The sequence below is a fragment of the Roseibium sp. AWQ4_290 genome (genome assembly GCF_056160985.1).
Genome location: NZ_JBSWYG010000017.1, coordinates 15,969 through 32,228 on the forward strand (window position 1 = coordinate 15,969; position 16,260 = coordinate 32,228).

General features: G+C 61.0%; 14 protein-coding genes. 8 read left to right on the top strand and 6 right to left on the bottom strand.

Annotated elements, in window-relative coordinates; genetic code table 11:
* Positions 1 to 205 precede the first annotated feature (205 nt).
* The 3 genes from ACXAH0_RS17240 (at position 206) to clcA (ending at position 3,541) form a co-directional block, all read left to right on the top strand.
* A complete protein-coding gene (locus ACXAH0_RS17240; RefSeq protein ID WP_475177206.1) occupies positions 206 to 925 on the top strand; it encodes a DUF2927 domain-containing protein in 720 nt (239 codons plus the stop codon).
* Positions 926 to 1,144: 219 nt separating this feature from the next.
* Positions 1,145 to 1,915: a L,D-transpeptidase gene (locus tag ACXAH0_RS17245; protein WP_475177210.1), complete on the top strand. Its 771-nt coding sequence runs from the start codon at positions 1,145 to 1,147 to the stop codon at positions 1,913 to 1,915.
* Between the two features lie 267 nt (positions 1,916 to 2,182).
* Positions 2,183 to 3,541, top strand: a complete 1,359-nt coding sequence (gene clcA / locus ACXAH0_RS17250) for a H(+)/Cl(-) exchange transporter ClcA (protein ID WP_475177216.1) — start codon at positions 2,183 to 2,185, stop codon at positions 3,539 to 3,541.
* Positions 3,542 to 3,577: 36 nt separating this feature from the next.
* Here the strand turns inward: clcA and glcF are convergent, their stop codons facing one another.
* The 3 genes from glcF to ACXAH0_RS17265 form a co-directional block, all read right to left on the bottom strand.
* Positions 3,578 to 4,912 carry a glycolate oxidase subunit GlcF gene (gene glcF, locus ACXAH0_RS17255; RefSeq protein ID WP_475193335.1) on the bottom strand — a complete coding sequence of 445 codons (1,335 nt, stop codon included), beginning with the start codon at positions 4,910 to 4,912 and terminating at the stop codon, positions 3,578 to 3,580.
* A gap of 400 nt (positions 4,913 to 5,312) precedes the next feature.
* Positions 5,313 to 6,503, bottom strand: a complete 1,191-nt coding sequence (gene glcE, locus ACXAH0_RS17260; RefSeq protein ID WP_475193338.1) for a glycolate oxidase subunit GlcE — start codon at positions 6,501 to 6,503, stop codon at positions 5,313 to 5,315.
* Between the two features lie 10 nt (positions 6,504 to 6,513).
* The gene (locus ACXAH0_RS17265; RefSeq protein ID WP_475193594.1) at positions 6,514 to 7,995 is read right to left on the bottom strand and encodes an FAD-linked oxidase C-terminal domain-containing protein; all 1,482 of its coding nucleotides are present in this window, start codon (positions 7,993 to 7,995) and stop codon (positions 6,514 to 6,516) included.
* A 166-nt stretch (positions 7,996 to 8,161) separates the two neighbouring features.
* Here ACXAH0_RS17265 and ACXAH0_RS17270 point away from each other — a divergent pair, with 166 nt between their 5' ends.
* Together ACXAH0_RS17270 and ACXAH0_RS17275 are read left to right on the top strand one after the other, a co-directional pair.
* The gene (locus tag ACXAH0_RS17270; protein ID WP_475193342.1) at positions 8,162 to 9,121 is read left to right on the top strand and encodes a LysR family transcriptional regulator; all 960 of its coding nucleotides are present in this window, start codon (positions 8,162 to 8,164) and stop codon (positions 9,119 to 9,121) included.
* 133 nt (positions 9,122 to 9,254) lie between these two features.
* Positions 9,255 to 9,650, top strand: coding sequence for a c-type cytochrome (locus ACXAH0_RS17275; protein ID WP_475177238.1), 396 nt, complete (start codon positions 9,255 to 9,257; stop codon positions 9,648 to 9,650).
* 222 nt (positions 9,651 to 9,872) lie between these two features.
* On the opposite strand, the gene ACXAH0_RS17280 is transcribed toward ACXAH0_RS17275, so the two are convergent.
* Entirely contained in the window at positions 9,873 to 11,126 is a 1,254-nt protein-coding gene (locus ACXAH0_RS17280) for a DUF3422 family protein (RefSeq protein WP_475177241.1), read from the bottom strand.
* Positions 11,127 to 11,357: 231 nt separating this feature from the next.
* On the opposite strand from ACXAH0_RS17280, the gene ACXAH0_RS17285 reads away from it, so the two are divergent.
* The gene (locus ACXAH0_RS17285; RefSeq protein ID WP_475177246.1) at positions 11,358 to 12,134 is read left to right on the top strand and encodes a FadR/GntR family transcriptional regulator; all 777 of its coding nucleotides are present in this window, start codon (positions 11,358 to 11,360) and stop codon (positions 12,132 to 12,134) included.
* A gap of 20 nt (positions 12,135 to 12,154) precedes the next feature.
* Positions 12,155 to 13,291: an alpha-hydroxy acid oxidase gene (locus ACXAH0_RS17290; protein ID WP_475177253.1), complete on the top strand. Its 1,137-nt coding sequence runs from the start codon at positions 12,155 to 12,157 to the stop codon at positions 13,289 to 13,291.
* A gap of 10 nt (positions 13,292 to 13,301) precedes the next feature.
* On the opposite strand, the gene ACXAH0_RS17295 is transcribed toward ACXAH0_RS17290, so the two are convergent.
* A complete protein-coding gene (locus ACXAH0_RS17295; protein WP_475193344.1) occupies positions 13,302 to 14,036 on the bottom strand; it encodes a type 1 glutamine amidotransferase in 735 nt (244 codons plus the stop codon).
* A 243-nt stretch (positions 14,037 to 14,279) separates the two neighbouring features.
* Here ACXAH0_RS17295 and ACXAH0_RS17300 point away from each other — a divergent pair, with 243 nt between their 5' ends.
* Positions 14,280 to 15,197 carry a DMT family transporter gene (locus ACXAH0_RS17300; RefSeq protein WP_475193347.1) on the top strand — a complete coding sequence of 306 codons (918 nt, stop codon included), beginning with the start codon at positions 14,280 to 14,282 and terminating at the stop codon, positions 15,195 to 15,197.
* Between the two features lie 66 nt (positions 15,198 to 15,263).
* Here ACXAH0_RS17300 and ACXAH0_RS17305 read toward each other — a convergent pair whose 3' ends face one another.
* On the bottom strand, positions 15,264 to 16,154 hold the full coding sequence (locus ACXAH0_RS17305) for a LysR substrate-binding domain-containing protein (protein WP_475193350.1): 891 nt from the start codon (positions 16,152 to 16,154) through the stop codon (positions 15,264 to 15,266).
* Positions 16,155 to 16,260 lie beyond the last annotated feature (106 nt).

Genomic DNA, 16,260 nt, shown 5'->3' on the forward strand with positions numbered 1-16,260 from the left:
GCAGCGGAAGTTTAAGGAAATGTTTTTCCGTTTCTGCAGAAAGTTACAGCATGGGCGAAACTTTAACGGCCAGCAGCCCCCTTTTACAGCCGTGACTTGTCTGATTGCCCTTTCGCCCTCAGACCGCGCGCAGTCAGCCTTTCCGGCGCTGCGACCTGCGAAAATGCTAATGGTCTGCCAATCCATTCAGGGGTATATGACTGGTATGCGCTTTGTTCATCTGCCACTTCTTCTGGCTCTTGTGGCCGTCCTGACCGCCTCCCCGTCACGGGCGGCCAGCGACTCCTTTTCCACCGAAGAACTTTTGCGCGGGTTTGAAAAAACCGTTTTCGGGCTCGAATACCGCAGTTGGAGCTGGCGGCCCTATCTGGTGAAAAAATTCACCCGGCCGGTGACCTTCTACGTCCATAACCTGTCCAAACAGAACCGGACCCGCATGGTTCACCGGTTCATCCGCGACATCGACAAGCGCATTGGCGGTTTGCAAACCAGAATCACCAACGATCCGGCCAAAGCAAATTTTGACGTCTATGTGGTGGACCGGGCCCAATATGTGCCCGTGGTGAAAAAGGATATCTATAAGAACGACCGTGCCAAAGTGCCGGGCCGCTGCCTTGTGCGGGTGGTCTCCGGCCGCGATGGGATCAAGCGCTCCTCCGCCGTCATCGTCTCCGACGAGGGCGAATTCCTATTCAAACGCTGCCTTGTGGAAGAGATCCTGCAAGGGCTTGGCCCGATGAATGATGACAAGGCTCTCACGCACTCGGTTTTCAATGACACCTCGCGGCACAGCCGGTTCACGGTGTTCGACCAGATCATTTTGAACATGCTGTATGATCCCAGGATCCGGCCGGGCATGTCGATGAAACAGACCAAACCACTGCTGCCGCTTGTGGCCCGCGACGCCCGGCGGCGGGTGCGCTGAAGCCTCTTTCCGGCCGCGTCTCCCGTTAACATCTCACTGGCTCCACCGACCGGTAACCTTTTATTCACGGTGTTTCTCAAGCTTCGGGTAACCATAAGAAACGTTTATTGAAATACTAACGGTTCGATTCACTTTTGGCTGAAGCCCTCTTCGTATCATCATTGCCAGTGTGTTAACCGGCGGCCTCAAATTGCCGGTAAATATGGTTGTTGACGAGTCATGAGTACCACCATGTTTTGTGTGAAGAAGATCCCCGAAACGCTGCTGTCTTTCGCAGGCGCTGCCATTCTCGGCGCCGCGCTGACCGCCAGCCCCGCCTCTGCCGGGCAGGTGGCCCCGCCGCCGCTGGTCCTGAGCCCGAACCTGACCGAACCCTGGATGCTGCAGCTTCAGCCCCAGGCCGCACGGCGGGTTGCCGCACCGGTATATCAGCGTCAGATACAACAACGGCAGATGCAGCAGCCGAAACTGCGCCGGGCCAACTGGTGGTCGCGCAAACTGGAACCCGCCCGCCAGCCAAAGACGCGCCAGCAGACCCGACAGGTGGCACCGCAATTCCTGCCCGCTGTCGTCGATTATGGTGGCCCCTATAAGCCGGGCACCATCGTTATCGACACAACCTCACGCTATCTCTACCTCGTCCAGAAAGGCGGCACCGCCCGCCGCTATGGTGTCGGGGTCGGCAAACCCGGCTTTGAATGGGCGGGAACCCACCGGATCACCCGCAAGGCCGAGTGGCCGGACTGGCGCCCGCCCGCCGCCATGCGCAAGCGCCGTCCCGACCTTCCGGCCTTCATGCCCGGCGGCCCCCAGAACCCGCTCGGCGCCCGGGCGCTTTATCTCGGCTCGACCCTTTACCGCATACATGGCTCCAACCAGCCCTGGACCATTGGCCATGCGGTTTCCTCCGGCTGCATCCGTATGCGCAATCAGGACGTCAAGGACCTTTATGAACGGGTTGGCGTCGGCACCAAGGTGCATGTGATCTAGCATCGGTCGGGGCTGGGACGTGCGTCTGGAAAGCCGTGACGGCGCCGCGCGACAGCTGCCCCTGCCCCCCGCTTTTCCGGATTGGCTCGTCGTCCAGAGCTGCCGGCAGCGGCGGCCGGGCTGTGCCCAGAGTGCCCCGCTGACCTCCCATATCTGGCACAAATACCAAGGCAGAGCTTGCGCCAGCCGCCGTTTCTCTGCACTTTGACCAGCGAATGGGGGGAAAGCTCTCTCCTCCTGCCGTCTCTTTCGAAACGACGTTAGGCCATGAGCGTGCGCCGCAAAAGCTACCTGTCCCGCGCTGACGCGGCCTATTTTGTCAAAGCGGCCCTTGTCGGGATTCTCGTCGGCGGTCTGGCGACCGGGTTCCATGCCGGTCTTGAATTCCTGCATCACCAATATGCTGCCCTGCGCCTCATGCTCGGCCAAGGGGCCTTGCCCTATGCCGTATCCGCCGTCATTTCGGCGGCTTGCGTCGTCACTGCCTTTCTCCTGATCCAGCGGGTCGCGCCGGAGGCGGCCGGCAGCGGCATTCAGGAAATTGAAGGAGCGATGGAAGACAAGCGGCCGATCCGCTGGCCTCAGGTTCTGATCGCCAAATTTGTTGGCGGCGTGCTTGCCCTTGGGTCCGGCTTGGTTCTGGGACGCGAGGGGCCAACCATTCACATGGGAGCCATGACCGCCGAGGCCCTGTCCCGGTCCTATCACTATGTTTCCCCGTCCGATCACAAAGGCCTGCTGGCGGCCGGGGCTGCGGCGGGTCTCGCCGCCGCCTTCAACGCGCCCCTGGCCGCGATCCTGTTCATTGTTGAGGAGACGCGTCGCCAGTTCCCTTTTTCCTACCGCACCTATATGGCCGTCATCATCGCCTCGATCCTGAGCGCGGCCATCACCGAGGAACTGACCCAGATCGGTCCGTTTCTAATGGTCCAAGTGGATTACATCCCGGTTTGGAGCTATGTCTTCCTTGGGATTTTAGGCATTATTCTGGGCCTGCTCGGGGTGTTCTTCAACAGCGCACTGATCCTGGTGATGGATCTGTTCCACCGGATCCCGAAGGGGCGCCGGTGGCTGCCCGCACTGGTCATCGGCGCGGTCACGGGCCTGCTTTTGAATGCGTTTCCCCCCGCCACCGGCGGCGGTGAGGACCTGGTGACCGACCTGATCGTAAGTGACTATGGCGTCGTTGCCCTGCTGCTGCTGACCGTTCTCAGGTTCGGAGGCGTCCTCTTTTCCTACGCCTCCGGCGTGCCAGGGGGCATTTTTGCGCCCATGCTGTCCATTGCGACCTGCGCCGGGCTGGCCTTCGGGATTCTGACCGCCAGCTTCCTCCCGCTGGAGGACCATTTCCGAGCCGCCTGCGCGGTCGCCGCGATGGGGGGCTTCTTTGCCGCCTCCGTGCGTGCACCGATGGTCGGGGTGGTTCTGGTGATGGAGCTGACCGGCGCCTATTCCCTGATCATGCCGGTGCTGGTCACCTGCACCACCGCGTCCCTTACGGCCCATCATCTGGGCGGACGTCCGATCTACGAGCAATTGCTGGAGCGGACCTTGCGGCTTGCGGGCCAGCCGGCCGCGCATGATCCGGACAAGACCCCGGTGCAACTCGGCACCCGGGATCTGTGATCTGCTTTCCGGCCCAAGGAGAACGCCCTGAAAGGCCTAGTGCGCCGCGCTTTCGGCTTTCAGCGCGCTGACCGCCTCCGGCTCCCGCCCCCCATAGACCCAGTCCAGAAGCTCAGCCGTGTGCAGAACCGGAATATCCGTGCCAAGGCCGATCTGGGTCATGCAACCGATATTGCCGGTGGCAATCACATCAGGGCGGGTCTTTTCGATATTGGCCACTTTCCGGTCCCGGAGCTTGCGGGCGAGTTCCGGCTGGAGAATGTTGTAGGTGCCGGCCGAGCCGCAACACAAATGCCCTTCCGGCACATCCTTGACCTCAAACCCGGCCGACTTCAAGAGATCCTTCGGCTGGCGGGTGATCTTCTGGCCGTGCTGCATGGAACAGGCCGAATGATAGGCCACCGTCAGTCCGGGCTGCAGCGCAGGCGTTCCCAAATCAATCCCGGTCAGGAATTCAGTGATGTCTTTCGCAAGGGCCGATACTTTCGCGGCCTTTTCGGCATAGGCCGGGTCGTCCTTCAGCATGAAGCCGTAATCCTTGATCGTGGTGCCGCATCCGGACGCCGTTATCAGGATCGCGTCCAGCCCCTCCCCGTCTGCCTCGCCCAGCCAGACATCCACGTTGCGGCGGGCATTTTCAAGGGACGCCTCTTCCTTGCCCATATGGTGCACCAGTGCGCCGCAGCAGACCTCGCCTCTGGGCAGAACGATCTCATACCCCTTGCGTTGCAACAGCCGGATCGTTGCATCATTGATTGCCGGGTTCAAAACCGGCTGCGCGCAGCCGCTCAACAGCGCGACCCGGCCCTTGCGGCCCGCCCCTTCGGCTGCAAAGGTTCCCGGCCCTTCCTTCTCGCCCCGTCCGGGTGCGTGGCGCGGCGCCAGCTCCAGCATCGCGCCCATTCGGACCAGCGGACCGCCCAGCGCCTTGAACGCCCCGGCAAAGGGGTGGGCAAAAAATGCACCGGTCAAAGCCAGCCGGAAGCGGTTCGGATAGGGCAGCACAAAGGCCAGAACGGCACGCATCAGCCGGTCGGCCAAGGGCCGCTTATAGGTCTTTTCAATGTGAATGCGGGCATGGTCGACCAGATGCATGTAGTGCACTCCCGACGGGCAGGTCGTCATGCAGGCAAGGCAGGACAGGCACCGGTCAACATGCTTGACGATCTTGTCATCCGCAGGCCGGTCATTTTCCAGCATATCCTTGATCAGATAGATCCGGCCGCGCGGGCTGTCGAGTTCATCGCCCAGAAGCGTGAAGGTCGGACAGGTGGCTGTGCAAAAGCCGCAATGCACGCATTTGCGTAGAATTTTTTCAGACTCCGCAACGTGACTGTCCTTCAGCTGGTCTGCGGTAAAATTCGTCTGCATGGTGCCCTGTTACCCTTCTCGTCTCCCGAACGGGGCGGATAGTAGGGTCCGCCCGCGCCCACTACAATGGTCGTTTCCGGTAAAAGGGTTTTGCAGAAAAGAACATGGTGACTTTCCTGACAGCCCTTTGCGGACTGCGGCTGACGGGACTTCCCGGCCGCCCGGCCCGAACACATCCACCCGTCTCGGAAGCGGTCCAAAGCCTGGTGTGGCAAATCTGAAACACGCCTCATTTTGGCCGTAACCGCCGGAGCGTATTTCAAGTTCGAAAACCACAGTAGAGCACCGGGGGACAAGTCTGCACGATGCTCCAGAAACATCAACTTTCTAGTTCCCTTCTTTAATCTGAAGTTCGTTCGGCGCATGCCGGGGAAATGTGACGAACTTCGGATTCAGGTGACTAGTGCCCCGGCACCATCCGGCCGGGATTCAGGATGCCCTTCGGATCAAATTGCTCTTTCAGCCGCCGGGACAAGGCCGCCAGCGGCCGGGTCTGGGGCTGAAAGACCGGGATACTGGAACGGACCGAAGACCCGGCCCGCACCAAGGTTGCATGGCCGCCGCCAGCCCGGGTCACTTCAGCGCGCACGTCTTTTTCATGGGCCAGGCCATCTTGAAGACTCACCCATACAAGGCCGCCGCTCCAATCATAAAAAGCCTTTATCTCGCAGGTATTACGGAGCGCTGCCACCAGCTCGGGCCCTGAGGACGGAGCAACGGACACGCGCCAGACCGGCACATCCCTTCCCGCAAACGGCATAACATTGCGGATGCGGGTCCAAAGGGACACGGACGCCGCCTCCTCCAGGCGCTCCGCCGGTCCGCAGTCCGCCAGCAGCGTCTCAAGAGATTTGAAGCGGTAGTCGACCGAGGTTTCAAACCCTTCCAGGCGCAGTATGGTGCGGCTGACGCCGCCCTCAATGCCAGCAGGAAGATGCGCCGCGCCCGACACTTCCGCTGACGATCCCATGGCCCTGCACAGGGCTTTGACAGCGGTTTCGTCGCCCAAGCCGGTCAGCACCAAAGACGCTGAGGTTTCCGGCTTCGGATTGACCTTCAGGCTCACGGTTGCGGCCACGGCCAGAGTGCCGAAAGAGCCGCACAGCGCCCGCGGCAGGTCATAACCGGTGACGTTCTTCACCACTTTGCCACCGGAATTGAAAATCTCCCCCCGCCCGGAGACCGCCTCCATGCCCAGAATATGGTCGCGCGCGGCCCCCGCCTTGATCCGGCGCGGGCCAGACAGATTGGCCGCCAGCACCCCGCCAATGGTGCCTTTTCCCGGCTCAAAGCCCAGAAGCGGGCCATAGTCCAGCGGCTCAAAGGACAGTTCCTGGCCATGGTCATCGACCAGCTTTTCAATCTCGGCCATGGGTGTGCCGGCCCGCACGGTCAGGACCAGTTCTTCCGGCTCATAGGTGTCCACGCCGGTCAGCTCCGACAGATCCAGCATATGGGCCGCCTGCACAGGCCGTCCAAGAGCCCGTTTGGAACCATGGCCGACCAATTCGAGCGGCTCTTCTTCGGCGGCAGCCCATTTGACGGCCTGCTCAACCTCGCCCGCGCTGCGGGGCTTTATTATCGCGTCCATCACTCAGTCCTTAGAAGCGCGGAATATCCGGGAACGGCAGCTGCCCCTTGTGCACGTGCATCCTGCCAAGTTCCGCACAGCGGTGCAGAACCGGAAACACCTTGCCGGGATTGAGCAGCTGTTTGGCATCAAAGGCGCATTTCACCCTTTGCTGCTGCTTCAGGTCCTCTTCGGTGAACATGTCCGTCATCAGGTCGCGCTTTTCGATGCCGACCCCATGTTCTCCGGTCAAGACGCCGCCAACCTCGACACACAAGCGCAGAATATCAGCGCCGAACGCCTCAGCTGCGTCCAGATCGCCCGGCTTGTTCGCGTCGTAAAGGATCAGCGGATGCAGGTTGCCATCCCCGGCATGGAACACATTGGCCACGCCAAGCCCGTGCGCCTCCGCCAGTTCGCGCATGCGCGCCAGAACCTTCGGCAATTCCCGGCGCGGTATGGTGCCGTCCATGCATAGATAATCGGGCGAGATCCGGCCCACAGCGGGAAAGGCCGCCTTGCGCCCGGCCCAGAAGGTCATGCGCTCCTCTTCACTCTCGGAGATGCGCAAATGGCTGGCCCCATTGGCCTTGGCAATCTCTTCGACCCGGCCGATCAGGAAATCAACTTCCCGTTCCGGACCGTCCAGTTCGACAATCAAAAGGGCTTCAACGTCGCGCGGATACCCCGCATGAACGAAATCCTCCGCCGCGTGGATGGCCGGTTTGTCCATCATCTCCATACCGCCTGGAATGATCCCGGCGGCGATGACTTCGGCAACACAGCGCCCGCCATCCTCGCTGGCCGGGAAGCCGATCAGCAGTGCCCGGGCCGTTTCCGGCTTTTGCAGGATGCGCACCGTCACTTCGGTCACCACCCCCAGCAGTCCTTCCGATCCGGTCATCAGGGCAAGAAGATCATAGCCTTCACTGTCCAGATGTTTGCCGCCGAGCCGGATCACCTCGCCGGTGATCAGAACCATCTCCAAACCCAGCACATTGTTGGTGGTCAGGCCGTATTTCAGGCAGTGCACACCGCCGGAATTCTCCGCGATATTGCCGCCGATCGAACAGGCGATCTGGGAGGACGGGTCGGGTGCATAATAAAAGCCCTCATGTTCCACGGCCCTGGTGATGCCCAGATTGGTCACCCCGGGCTCCACCACAACGGCCCGGTTCTCGAAGTCGATGTCCAACACCTGGTTGAATTTCATCATCGACAGCAAAACGCCATCCGCCACCGGCAGCGCGCCCCCGGACAGGGAGGTTCCAGCCCCGCGCGGCACCACTTTCACATCGTTGTCGTGGCAATATTTCAGGACCTTGGAGACTTGCCCGACCGTTTCCGGTAACACCACGATCAGCGGCAATTGCCGGTAGGCCGTGAGGGCGTCGGTCTCATAGGCCCGCATTTCACGTTCTTCATGGATCACCCCTTCGCCCGGCACAATGGCCTGCAGTGCTTTCACAATCTCCTGACGGCGGGCCAGGACATCTTCGTCCGGGGCTGGCATTGCGATTGCGGTCACGGGGCTCTCCTTCCATGGTCTTGCCATGATCTAGACGGCTTGTCCTATCGTAACAAGAGCTGGTAGTTCATCGGCTTTGATCAATTGTGGCAAGCTTGACCGCATTTGCTAGGGGCCAAAGACCATAAATTGTCTTTCTGAGAGATTGAAAATGAGCAATCTGACGGACATGGAGATTTTCGCCCGGGTGGTCAGCGCGGGCAGCATGTCGGCGGCGGGGCGCGAAATGAGCCTGTCCCCGGCAGTTGTTTCCAAACGGATCCGCAGACTGGAGGAAAAACTCGGCACCCGCCTGCTCCAGCGCACCACACGCCAGATCGCCATGACGGAAGCCGGACAGGGGTTCTATGAACGGGTGGTCGCGATCCTGGCTTCGGTGGAAGAAGCTGAATCCTTCGTCTGCCGTGGCTCCGCCAAAGCGCGGGGCAGTCTGCGCGTGGCCGTGCCGACCTCGTTCGGACGTCTGCATATTGCGCCGCATCTGGGCCGGTTCCTGTCGGAAAACCCGGATCTGTCCATCAATCTCGACCTGTCGGATGATTTTGTCGACATTGTCGGCGACGGTTACGATCTGGCGATCCGGATCGCCGAACTGTCCGATTCCAGCCTCGTTGCCAGGCGCCTTGCCCCGGTCCACCGGATCTTGTGCGCCAGTCCCTCCTATCTTGAGACATTTGGCGTTCCAGAGACCATCGAAGATCTGGCCAGCAACCATGTGACGCTTGCAGCGACCAATCAGGATCCCTGGCGCCTTGCCGGGCCGGACGGGCTTGAGACCGTCCGCACCCAGTCTCCGGTCAAGACCAATTCCAACGAAGTGGTGCGCGAATGCCTGCTGTCGGGCGTCGGCATTGCGCTGAGATCCACCTGGGACATCGGTCCGGATCTGAGAGAAGGAAAATTGCAGATCCTTCTGCCGCAATACCGGGCCTCGAAGGATGTCGGGCTCTATGCGGTTTATCCCAGCCGCCAGTTTCTTCCGGCCAAGGTCCGGGTCTTTATTGACTTCCTGGCCGGCCTTTATGGCTCTTCGCCCTATTGGGACGAGGGGCTGGATGAGTGGCTGCGGCTGCCGGTCACAACACCGCTTGGATCGGTGCAGGCAAGCTGATGTCAGCTGGTCCGGAAAGCAGCCATTGTGAGTATCCGTAGATCTGCGGATGCGACGGCTCGACACTTGCATATGGGCCGGGTTCTTGATCTTGTGCGCTCATACGAATGCACGCAACTCGAGGGAGAGATTTATGCAGCGTATGCTGATGATCGCCGGGACCCTGTTTCTGGCGCTGACCGCTCACGCGAGCGCCGATGGCGACGCGGTCAAGGGTGAGAAGGTTTTCAAAAAATGCGCTGCCTGCCATGCAGTCGGCGAAAAAGCCAAGAACAAGGTTGGCCCCGTGTTGAACGGCGTTGTGGACCGCCCGTGGGGCGCAATCGAAGGCTACAAATATTCCAAGGCTTTGCTGGAGATGAAGGATGGCAAGGTGTGGGATGTGGCCACGCTGGACGTCTACCTGACCAAGCCGAAAAAGCTCATTCCGAAAGGCAAGATGGCATTTGCCGGGCTGCGGAAGGAAGAAGACCGTGCCAATGTGATCGCTTATCTGGCCCAGTTCAACGCGGACGGCACCACAAACTAGCGGGCCCTGCTTCGGACGCGACGAGATGGAAAAGGCCGGGAGACCGGCCTTTTTTGCGAGCGTGCGGCGTTCATGCGTCTTCAAACCGTTTTGTCTTTTGCGTTCACATCCAAGCGTTCAGACCGCACAAGGCACATCCGATAAAACACGATCTGAACGAAACCCCGGCTGCGTCAGGCCGGTCTGAAAAGAGCCGCTTCTTCGCTGTGAGTTTGCCCCTGCCTAGGGATCACCGTTTTTCTTGCGGAGGCGGTGCATGGTCCACCAGATGAGGGCGATGACCACCGGCACCGCAAGCCCCGTGGTGACATTGGCATCCGGCACAGGCAGGCCCGCGCCTTTGGCCGCCTTGGCCAGATAGGAGATCAGACCCACGACATAATAGCTGACGGCGGCCACGGACAGGCCCTCAACCGTCTGCTGCAGGCGCAGCTGAAGCCGGGCCCTGCGGTTCATGGACTGCAACAAGCTGCGGTTCTGCTGTTCCAGCTCCACATCCACCCGCGTGCGCAGCAAGGTTGTGGCCCGGGCCAGCTTGCGCGACAGCATGGCCTGCCGGTCTTCAATTGCCTGGCAGGTGCGCATGGCCGGAGCAAGGCGGCGGGCCAGAAAGGCGGCCATAGACAGCTCTCCGGGCGCAGCCTCTTCCTTCAAGGTGCTAAAGCGGGCCTTGACGATCTGGTCATAGGCCCGGCTGGCGCCAAACCGGAAGGTGCTGGCCGCCGCCCCCGCTTCCAGGGCAGCCGCCAGCGCGGACAGCTTGTCCAGAAGCTCCTGATTGGCCCCCAATGCGGATGTGTCTTTCATCTTGCCGGTCAAATCCGCCAGTTCAATCTCAAACCGCCGGATGTCGGGCTGAAGCCGGGTGGCCTCAAACAGTCCCAAGAGCGCCAGTGTCCGGTAGGTTTCCACTTCCAGAAGCCGCTGCACCACCGCGCCGGACTGAACGTCGCTCAAATCCCGGTTGAAGACCAGCATCCGGGTCAGGCCGTCCCCGTCCTGCCGGAAGTCGGTGGCCACCATGGCCGCGCTGTCTTCCAGATTGGACACCGTCAAGCTGCTCTCATCAAACTGGCCACGCCAGATGCCAGGGTCCATCGGCGCGTGCAGCTCCAGACGCACGGCCACCAGCAAGTCTCCGGGCGCATGAAAGGCGGCTCCGAAAGGGTGGGTAGCTGGCAATTGGCCGAAAATCTGTTCCGCCTGCGCAGGTCCGTCCCAGGTATAGGTGGTGAATTCCGCATGCTGTTCCCAGCTGAAGGTTCCACCGCCAAATGGCAGGGTGTGGTGCCGTGTGCCCGGTGCCGGGCCGTGGGTGCCGCGCGACAGGCAGAATTCGCTCAGCCATGTCTGGTCCCGGGCCGCTTCTTCCGGCGTGGTCAAAAAAGCATAGTGCAACACCGTGCGCGGGCCGGAGAGTGCGCGAAAGGGACGCGCATGGACCTCTCCCAGAACCCAGTCCCGTAAAGGAGACATTCGGAAGGAAGGCAATGACGAACCGTTGTCTGATCCCTTGTCCAATGGAGGCGCCCCACGGCATTTTTGCTCAGTGGTTTCAGTGTGCCCCCAAGAGCGGTTTGAAACCAAGGCCTAAAATCGGCGCGCCCCGCATTTTCCCGAAGAGGTGCACGCACTTTCAAATTGGATAAAAAAATTGACCAATTTTGGATCAGCACCTATGGTGCGCCATGGAGGACTTGGCCGGACATGTTTCAGCCCGTTGATCATCAAAAAACCGCCCATGCAGTTGTCGAGCAGATCGAGACCCTGATCCTGAAAGGGGTGTTGCATTCTGGCGAGCGTTTGCCGGCCGAGCGGGATCTGGCCGAGCAGTTGAAAGTGTCCCGCCCGGTGTTGCGTGATGCCCTCAAGGTTCTGGAAGAGCGGAACCTGACCGAGGCGCGCCGGGGCGGCGGTACCTTTGTTTGCGATCTGATCGGGCCGGTTTTCTCCGAAGCGGTGGTCCAACTGATCGCCCGGCATCCGGCTGCCATCAACGACTATTTCGAATTCCGGCGGGACATAGAAAGCCAGGCCGCAGGTCACGCGGCGGACCGTGCGGCACCGTCCGACCGGGCCCGGCTTCAAGACATCATCGCGCAGATGCAGACCGCCCATGAAGACGAAGACCTGACAGCGGAAGCCCTGCTTGACGTGGAGTTTCACCATGCTGTGGGCGAAGCCGCCCACAATGTGGTGATGCTGCACACTCTGCGCGCCTGCTACCGGCTTCTGGAAAACGGCGTCTTCTACAATCGCGGCCGGCTTTATCACCATCCGGACGCACGCAGTGAGTTGCTGCGGCAGCACCGGGAGATTGCCGAAGCGATCCTTGCAGGCAACAGCGCCGGGGCGCGCCGCGCCTCTGAAGCCCATATCGACTATGTGCGCGGCACGCTGTTTGACGTTGAGCTGCTGGATCAGCGCGAACAGACTGCGGGGCTGCGCCCGCTTAAATCCATCAAAAAAGCCAATCAAACCTGAAGGTTCCGGGAGATATCACCATGACCACCGTCACCAGCGTTGCCGATATGCAGACCCTCGCAAAACGCCGGGTTCCGAAAATGTTCTACGACTATGCGGATACCGGATCGTGGACGCAGAGCACCTACCGGGACAATGAGGCTGCCCTGCAGCGCCAGAAGCTGCGCCAGCGGGTTGCCCGCAACATCGACAACCGTTCCCTGAAGACGACAATGATCGGTCAGGAGGTCACCATGCCGGTGGCCCTTGCCCCTGTCGGTCTGACCGGCATGCAGCATGCGGATGGGGAAATTCTGGCGGCCCAGGCAGCCGAGGAATTCGGGGTTCCCTTCACCCTGTCCACCATGAGTGTCTGTTCCATCGAAGACGTAGCCGAACACACCAAAAATCCGTTCTGGTTCCAGCTTTATGTCATGCGGGACCGGGGTTTTTCGGAAAGCCTGATGCAGCGGGCCAAGGCGGCGGATTGCTCTGCGCTGGTTCTGACCCTGGACCTTCAGGTTCTGGGCCAGCGCCATCAGGACATCAAGAACGGCCTCAGCACGCCGCCCAAGCCCAAGCCCGGGGTGCTGATCGACCTGGCATTCAAACCCCGCTGGTGCTGGAACATGTTGCAAACCAAGCGCCGGGAATTCGGCAATATCCATGGCCATGTGTCCGGGGTGGAGGACATGACGTCACTTGCCGAATGGACCAACAGCCAGTTTGACCCGACCCTTGACTGGTCATCCGTTGAATGGGTGAAGAGCCACTGGGACCGTAAGCTGATCCTGAAAGGCATCAACGATGTGGAGGATGCGAAAATCGCCGCCGACATCGGGGCGGACGCGATTGTCGTGTCCAACCATGGCGGGCGCCAGCTCGACGGGGCGCTGGCCTCCTATGACGTTCTGGCTGAGATTGTGGATGCGGTTGGCGACCGGGTGGAGGTCCATTTCGACGGCGGCATCCGCTCTGGCCAGGATGTGTTCAAGGCGGTCGCGGCCGGCGCGCACAGCACCTATATCGGCCGGGCTTTTATCTATGGCCTCGGCGCCATGGGCAAGGCCGGCGTGGCTCAGGTGCTGACCATGATGCACAAGGAACTGGACGTGACCATGGGCCTGTGCGGCGAAACCGACATCACCAAGGTCGGCCGCCACAATCTTGTGCTTTGACGCGAGCCCTCTAACGCGCGCCCTGTCCGCCGGTGACACCCCCCTGGCGGACAAGCCCGAGCCAGGCGGCGGACAGAGCCGCGCCGAACGCGTCCGCCTCGCGCGCGTGGCGTGCGGCCTCGCCGTCAAGACGCTGCGGCCAGTCGGGGGTGTGCGGCCGGATATCCTCAATGAGATCCCGGGACCAGCTACGCACATCTTCTTCAGCCGCTTCAAAGTGGAACTGAATTCCATAGGTCGCCCGGCCCAGCCGGAACGCCTGGTTGGGGGTCATGGCGCTCTGCGCCAGATGCACGGCGCCTTCGGGAAGCGCCACCGTGTCCGTGTGCCAATGAAACATCGGGCCGCCCCCTTTCAGAGCTGAAAGAACCGGATCGGCCTGCCCGTCCCGGGTGGGCGTCACCGTGTGCCAGCCGAATTCAACCGGGCGGCCCAGAATATTGCCGCCGCCAAAGGCCCGCGCCACCAGCTGGCAGCCCAGGCAAATGCCCAGCACCGGACGGTCCGCCTCATGGAACTGCCGGATCAGACCACAGACCGCCCGCAAATGCGGATAGGCTTCATCGGCCAGCGCGTCCTGCGCCCCGCCCAGCACGATCAGCCCGCCGAACCCGGCAATATTGTCCGGCAAGACCCCGCCCGCATAGGCGTGCACCGTGGTCAGATCAAACCCCGCCGCCGCCGCGAGCCGGCCAAGGGATGCCGGACCGGCCTTGGGATAGTTTTCAATTACAAGCAGCGTCATCAAGTGTCCTGATCAAATCTGTCTTCAAGAAAAACACGCTTTTCTGCAAACGGCCAACGGCGCGTTCCGGATCAAATACGGCACATTCCAGAAGACTGGGGGGATGGCGGACCGTTTGAAGCCCAAGCGGTAGAATAGGACCCTATCCATCTGAGCCACTGATGGGAATATCAAAAACTATCATTTGCGCTGCACGGGCACTCCAGCCAAAGTCGGGAGCATATTTCCAGGAGAATTGACCCGATGAGCCTCGCGTCCCCCGCTGTACGCAGCGGACCCACCGGCCTTTCCGCAACCGATTACGGGCTGTATGTAACAACCGTGCTGGCCTGGGGCTTCAGCTGGATTGCCATGAAAACCCAGGTGGTGGGCATTGCTCCGGAAGTCTCCGTGTTCTGGCGCTTTGTGCTGGCCAGCATGCTCATGATCGGCTGGGCCAGGTGGCGCGGGCATAGCCTCGCTTTTCCGCTGGCCGAACATGTGCGATTTGCCGGTCTGGGAGCCCTGATCTTTTCAACCAATTTCACCCTGTTCTATTACGGGGCGGGCTATCTGCCCTCCGGCCTTCTGGCAGTGGTGTTTTCCACCACCTCGGTCTTCAACCTGTTTCTGGCGCTGATCCTGTTCGGCCAGCGCCCCAACCTGCTGGCGCTTGTGGCCGGACTGTTCGGCTTTGCCGGGATTGCGCTGATGTTCTGGCCGAGCCTTGCAGGGGCCGCAGCGTCCGCAGGCGCGGGACTTGGACTGGTCACCTGTATTTGCGGCACTTTGTCCTTCTGTCTCGGCAACATGCTGTCCGCCGACACCCAGCGGCGCGGCATCGGCGTGGTACCGGCCAGCGCCTGGGGCATGACCTATGGAACCGTCTTTCTCGGTATCTTCTCAACCCTGCGTGGCCACAGCTTTGCGGTAGACTGGACCCTGTCCTATCTCGGCGGGCTTGTCTATCTGGCGGTTGTCGCCTCGGTGATCGCCTTTGGCTCCTACCTGACGCTTCTGGGCCGGATCGGATCGGCACGGGCTGGCTATGCCACCGTTGTGTTTCCGGTTGTCGCCCTCACCGTATCTACGTTTTTCGAAGACTATCACTGGACGGGAACTGCTGCGGCTGGCCTGGTTTTCGTGCTCGGCGGCAACCTGCTGATGCTGCGCGCCCGCTAGAGAGCAGTTCCCGCACTGACGGAGATTGCGCTCAACATCACGGATGCTTCCAAAACGACCGAGCTGTTACTCTGCGGCCAACTGTCCGCCGCCATTGCCCACATTTCCGATGGCCGCCACAAGGTGGTTGCACAAGGTGTCATGCATGGCTTCCCGGGCGTTGTCGGAGCGCAGCAAGGCAATGTCACAGTAGGGTAGCGCAGGAAATCCGTCCCGTTCGTCCAGAATGCGCATACCGTCACGGATAGCGCTTTCCGGGAACACGGTCACGGCCAGTCCGGCCTGAACCGCCCCAACCAAAGCCGCAGCACTGGAGCTGGTGTAGGAGACACGGTAGCGCCGCGCCGCCCGATCCAGCGCATCCATGGACAGGCGGCGCCACCCACAAGTGGCCGGGCCCAGCGCCAGACGGATCACGTCCTGAGTATGCGCGGAATGCTGGGTCGACGTCACCCAGTAGAGCGGCTCGCGGCGGATGATCTCGCCGCGCAGATCCATCGTGTCGCTAGAGGTGGTGATCGCCACATCCAGAGCACCTTCACGGATGGCTTCGGTCAGCTTGGAGCTGCCCGAACATTCGACTTGCACTTCAATGGACGGATTGAGCCGGTTAAACGCTGCCAGAACCTGAGGCAACAGGCGGTCCGCATAGTCGTCGGGGACCCCCAGCTTCACATGACCGACTTCCTTCTGGCCATTGAAAGCTGAAATTGTCTCGTCGTTCAACAGGATCATGCGGCGGGCATATTCCACCAGGCGCTGACCGTCTTCCGTCAGCCGGGACTGGCGGCCGTCCTTGATAAAGATCGGCTGGCCGACCCGTTCTTCCAGCCGACGCATCTGCATGGAGACGGCCGATTGGGTTTTGTGCACGGCTTCACCGGCTTTCGTGAAACTGCCCAGCTCCGCAATCGCTAAAAACGTCCGGAGTTGATCAATGTCCAACGCGTGATTCATAAGAACAGCCCGCGGTTCAGCCACATATCAAGCGGTTGATTTGAGAAACAAATTAATTCGACGAAGATACATCACAACTTGTTACATTACAAACAAATTTTCAACT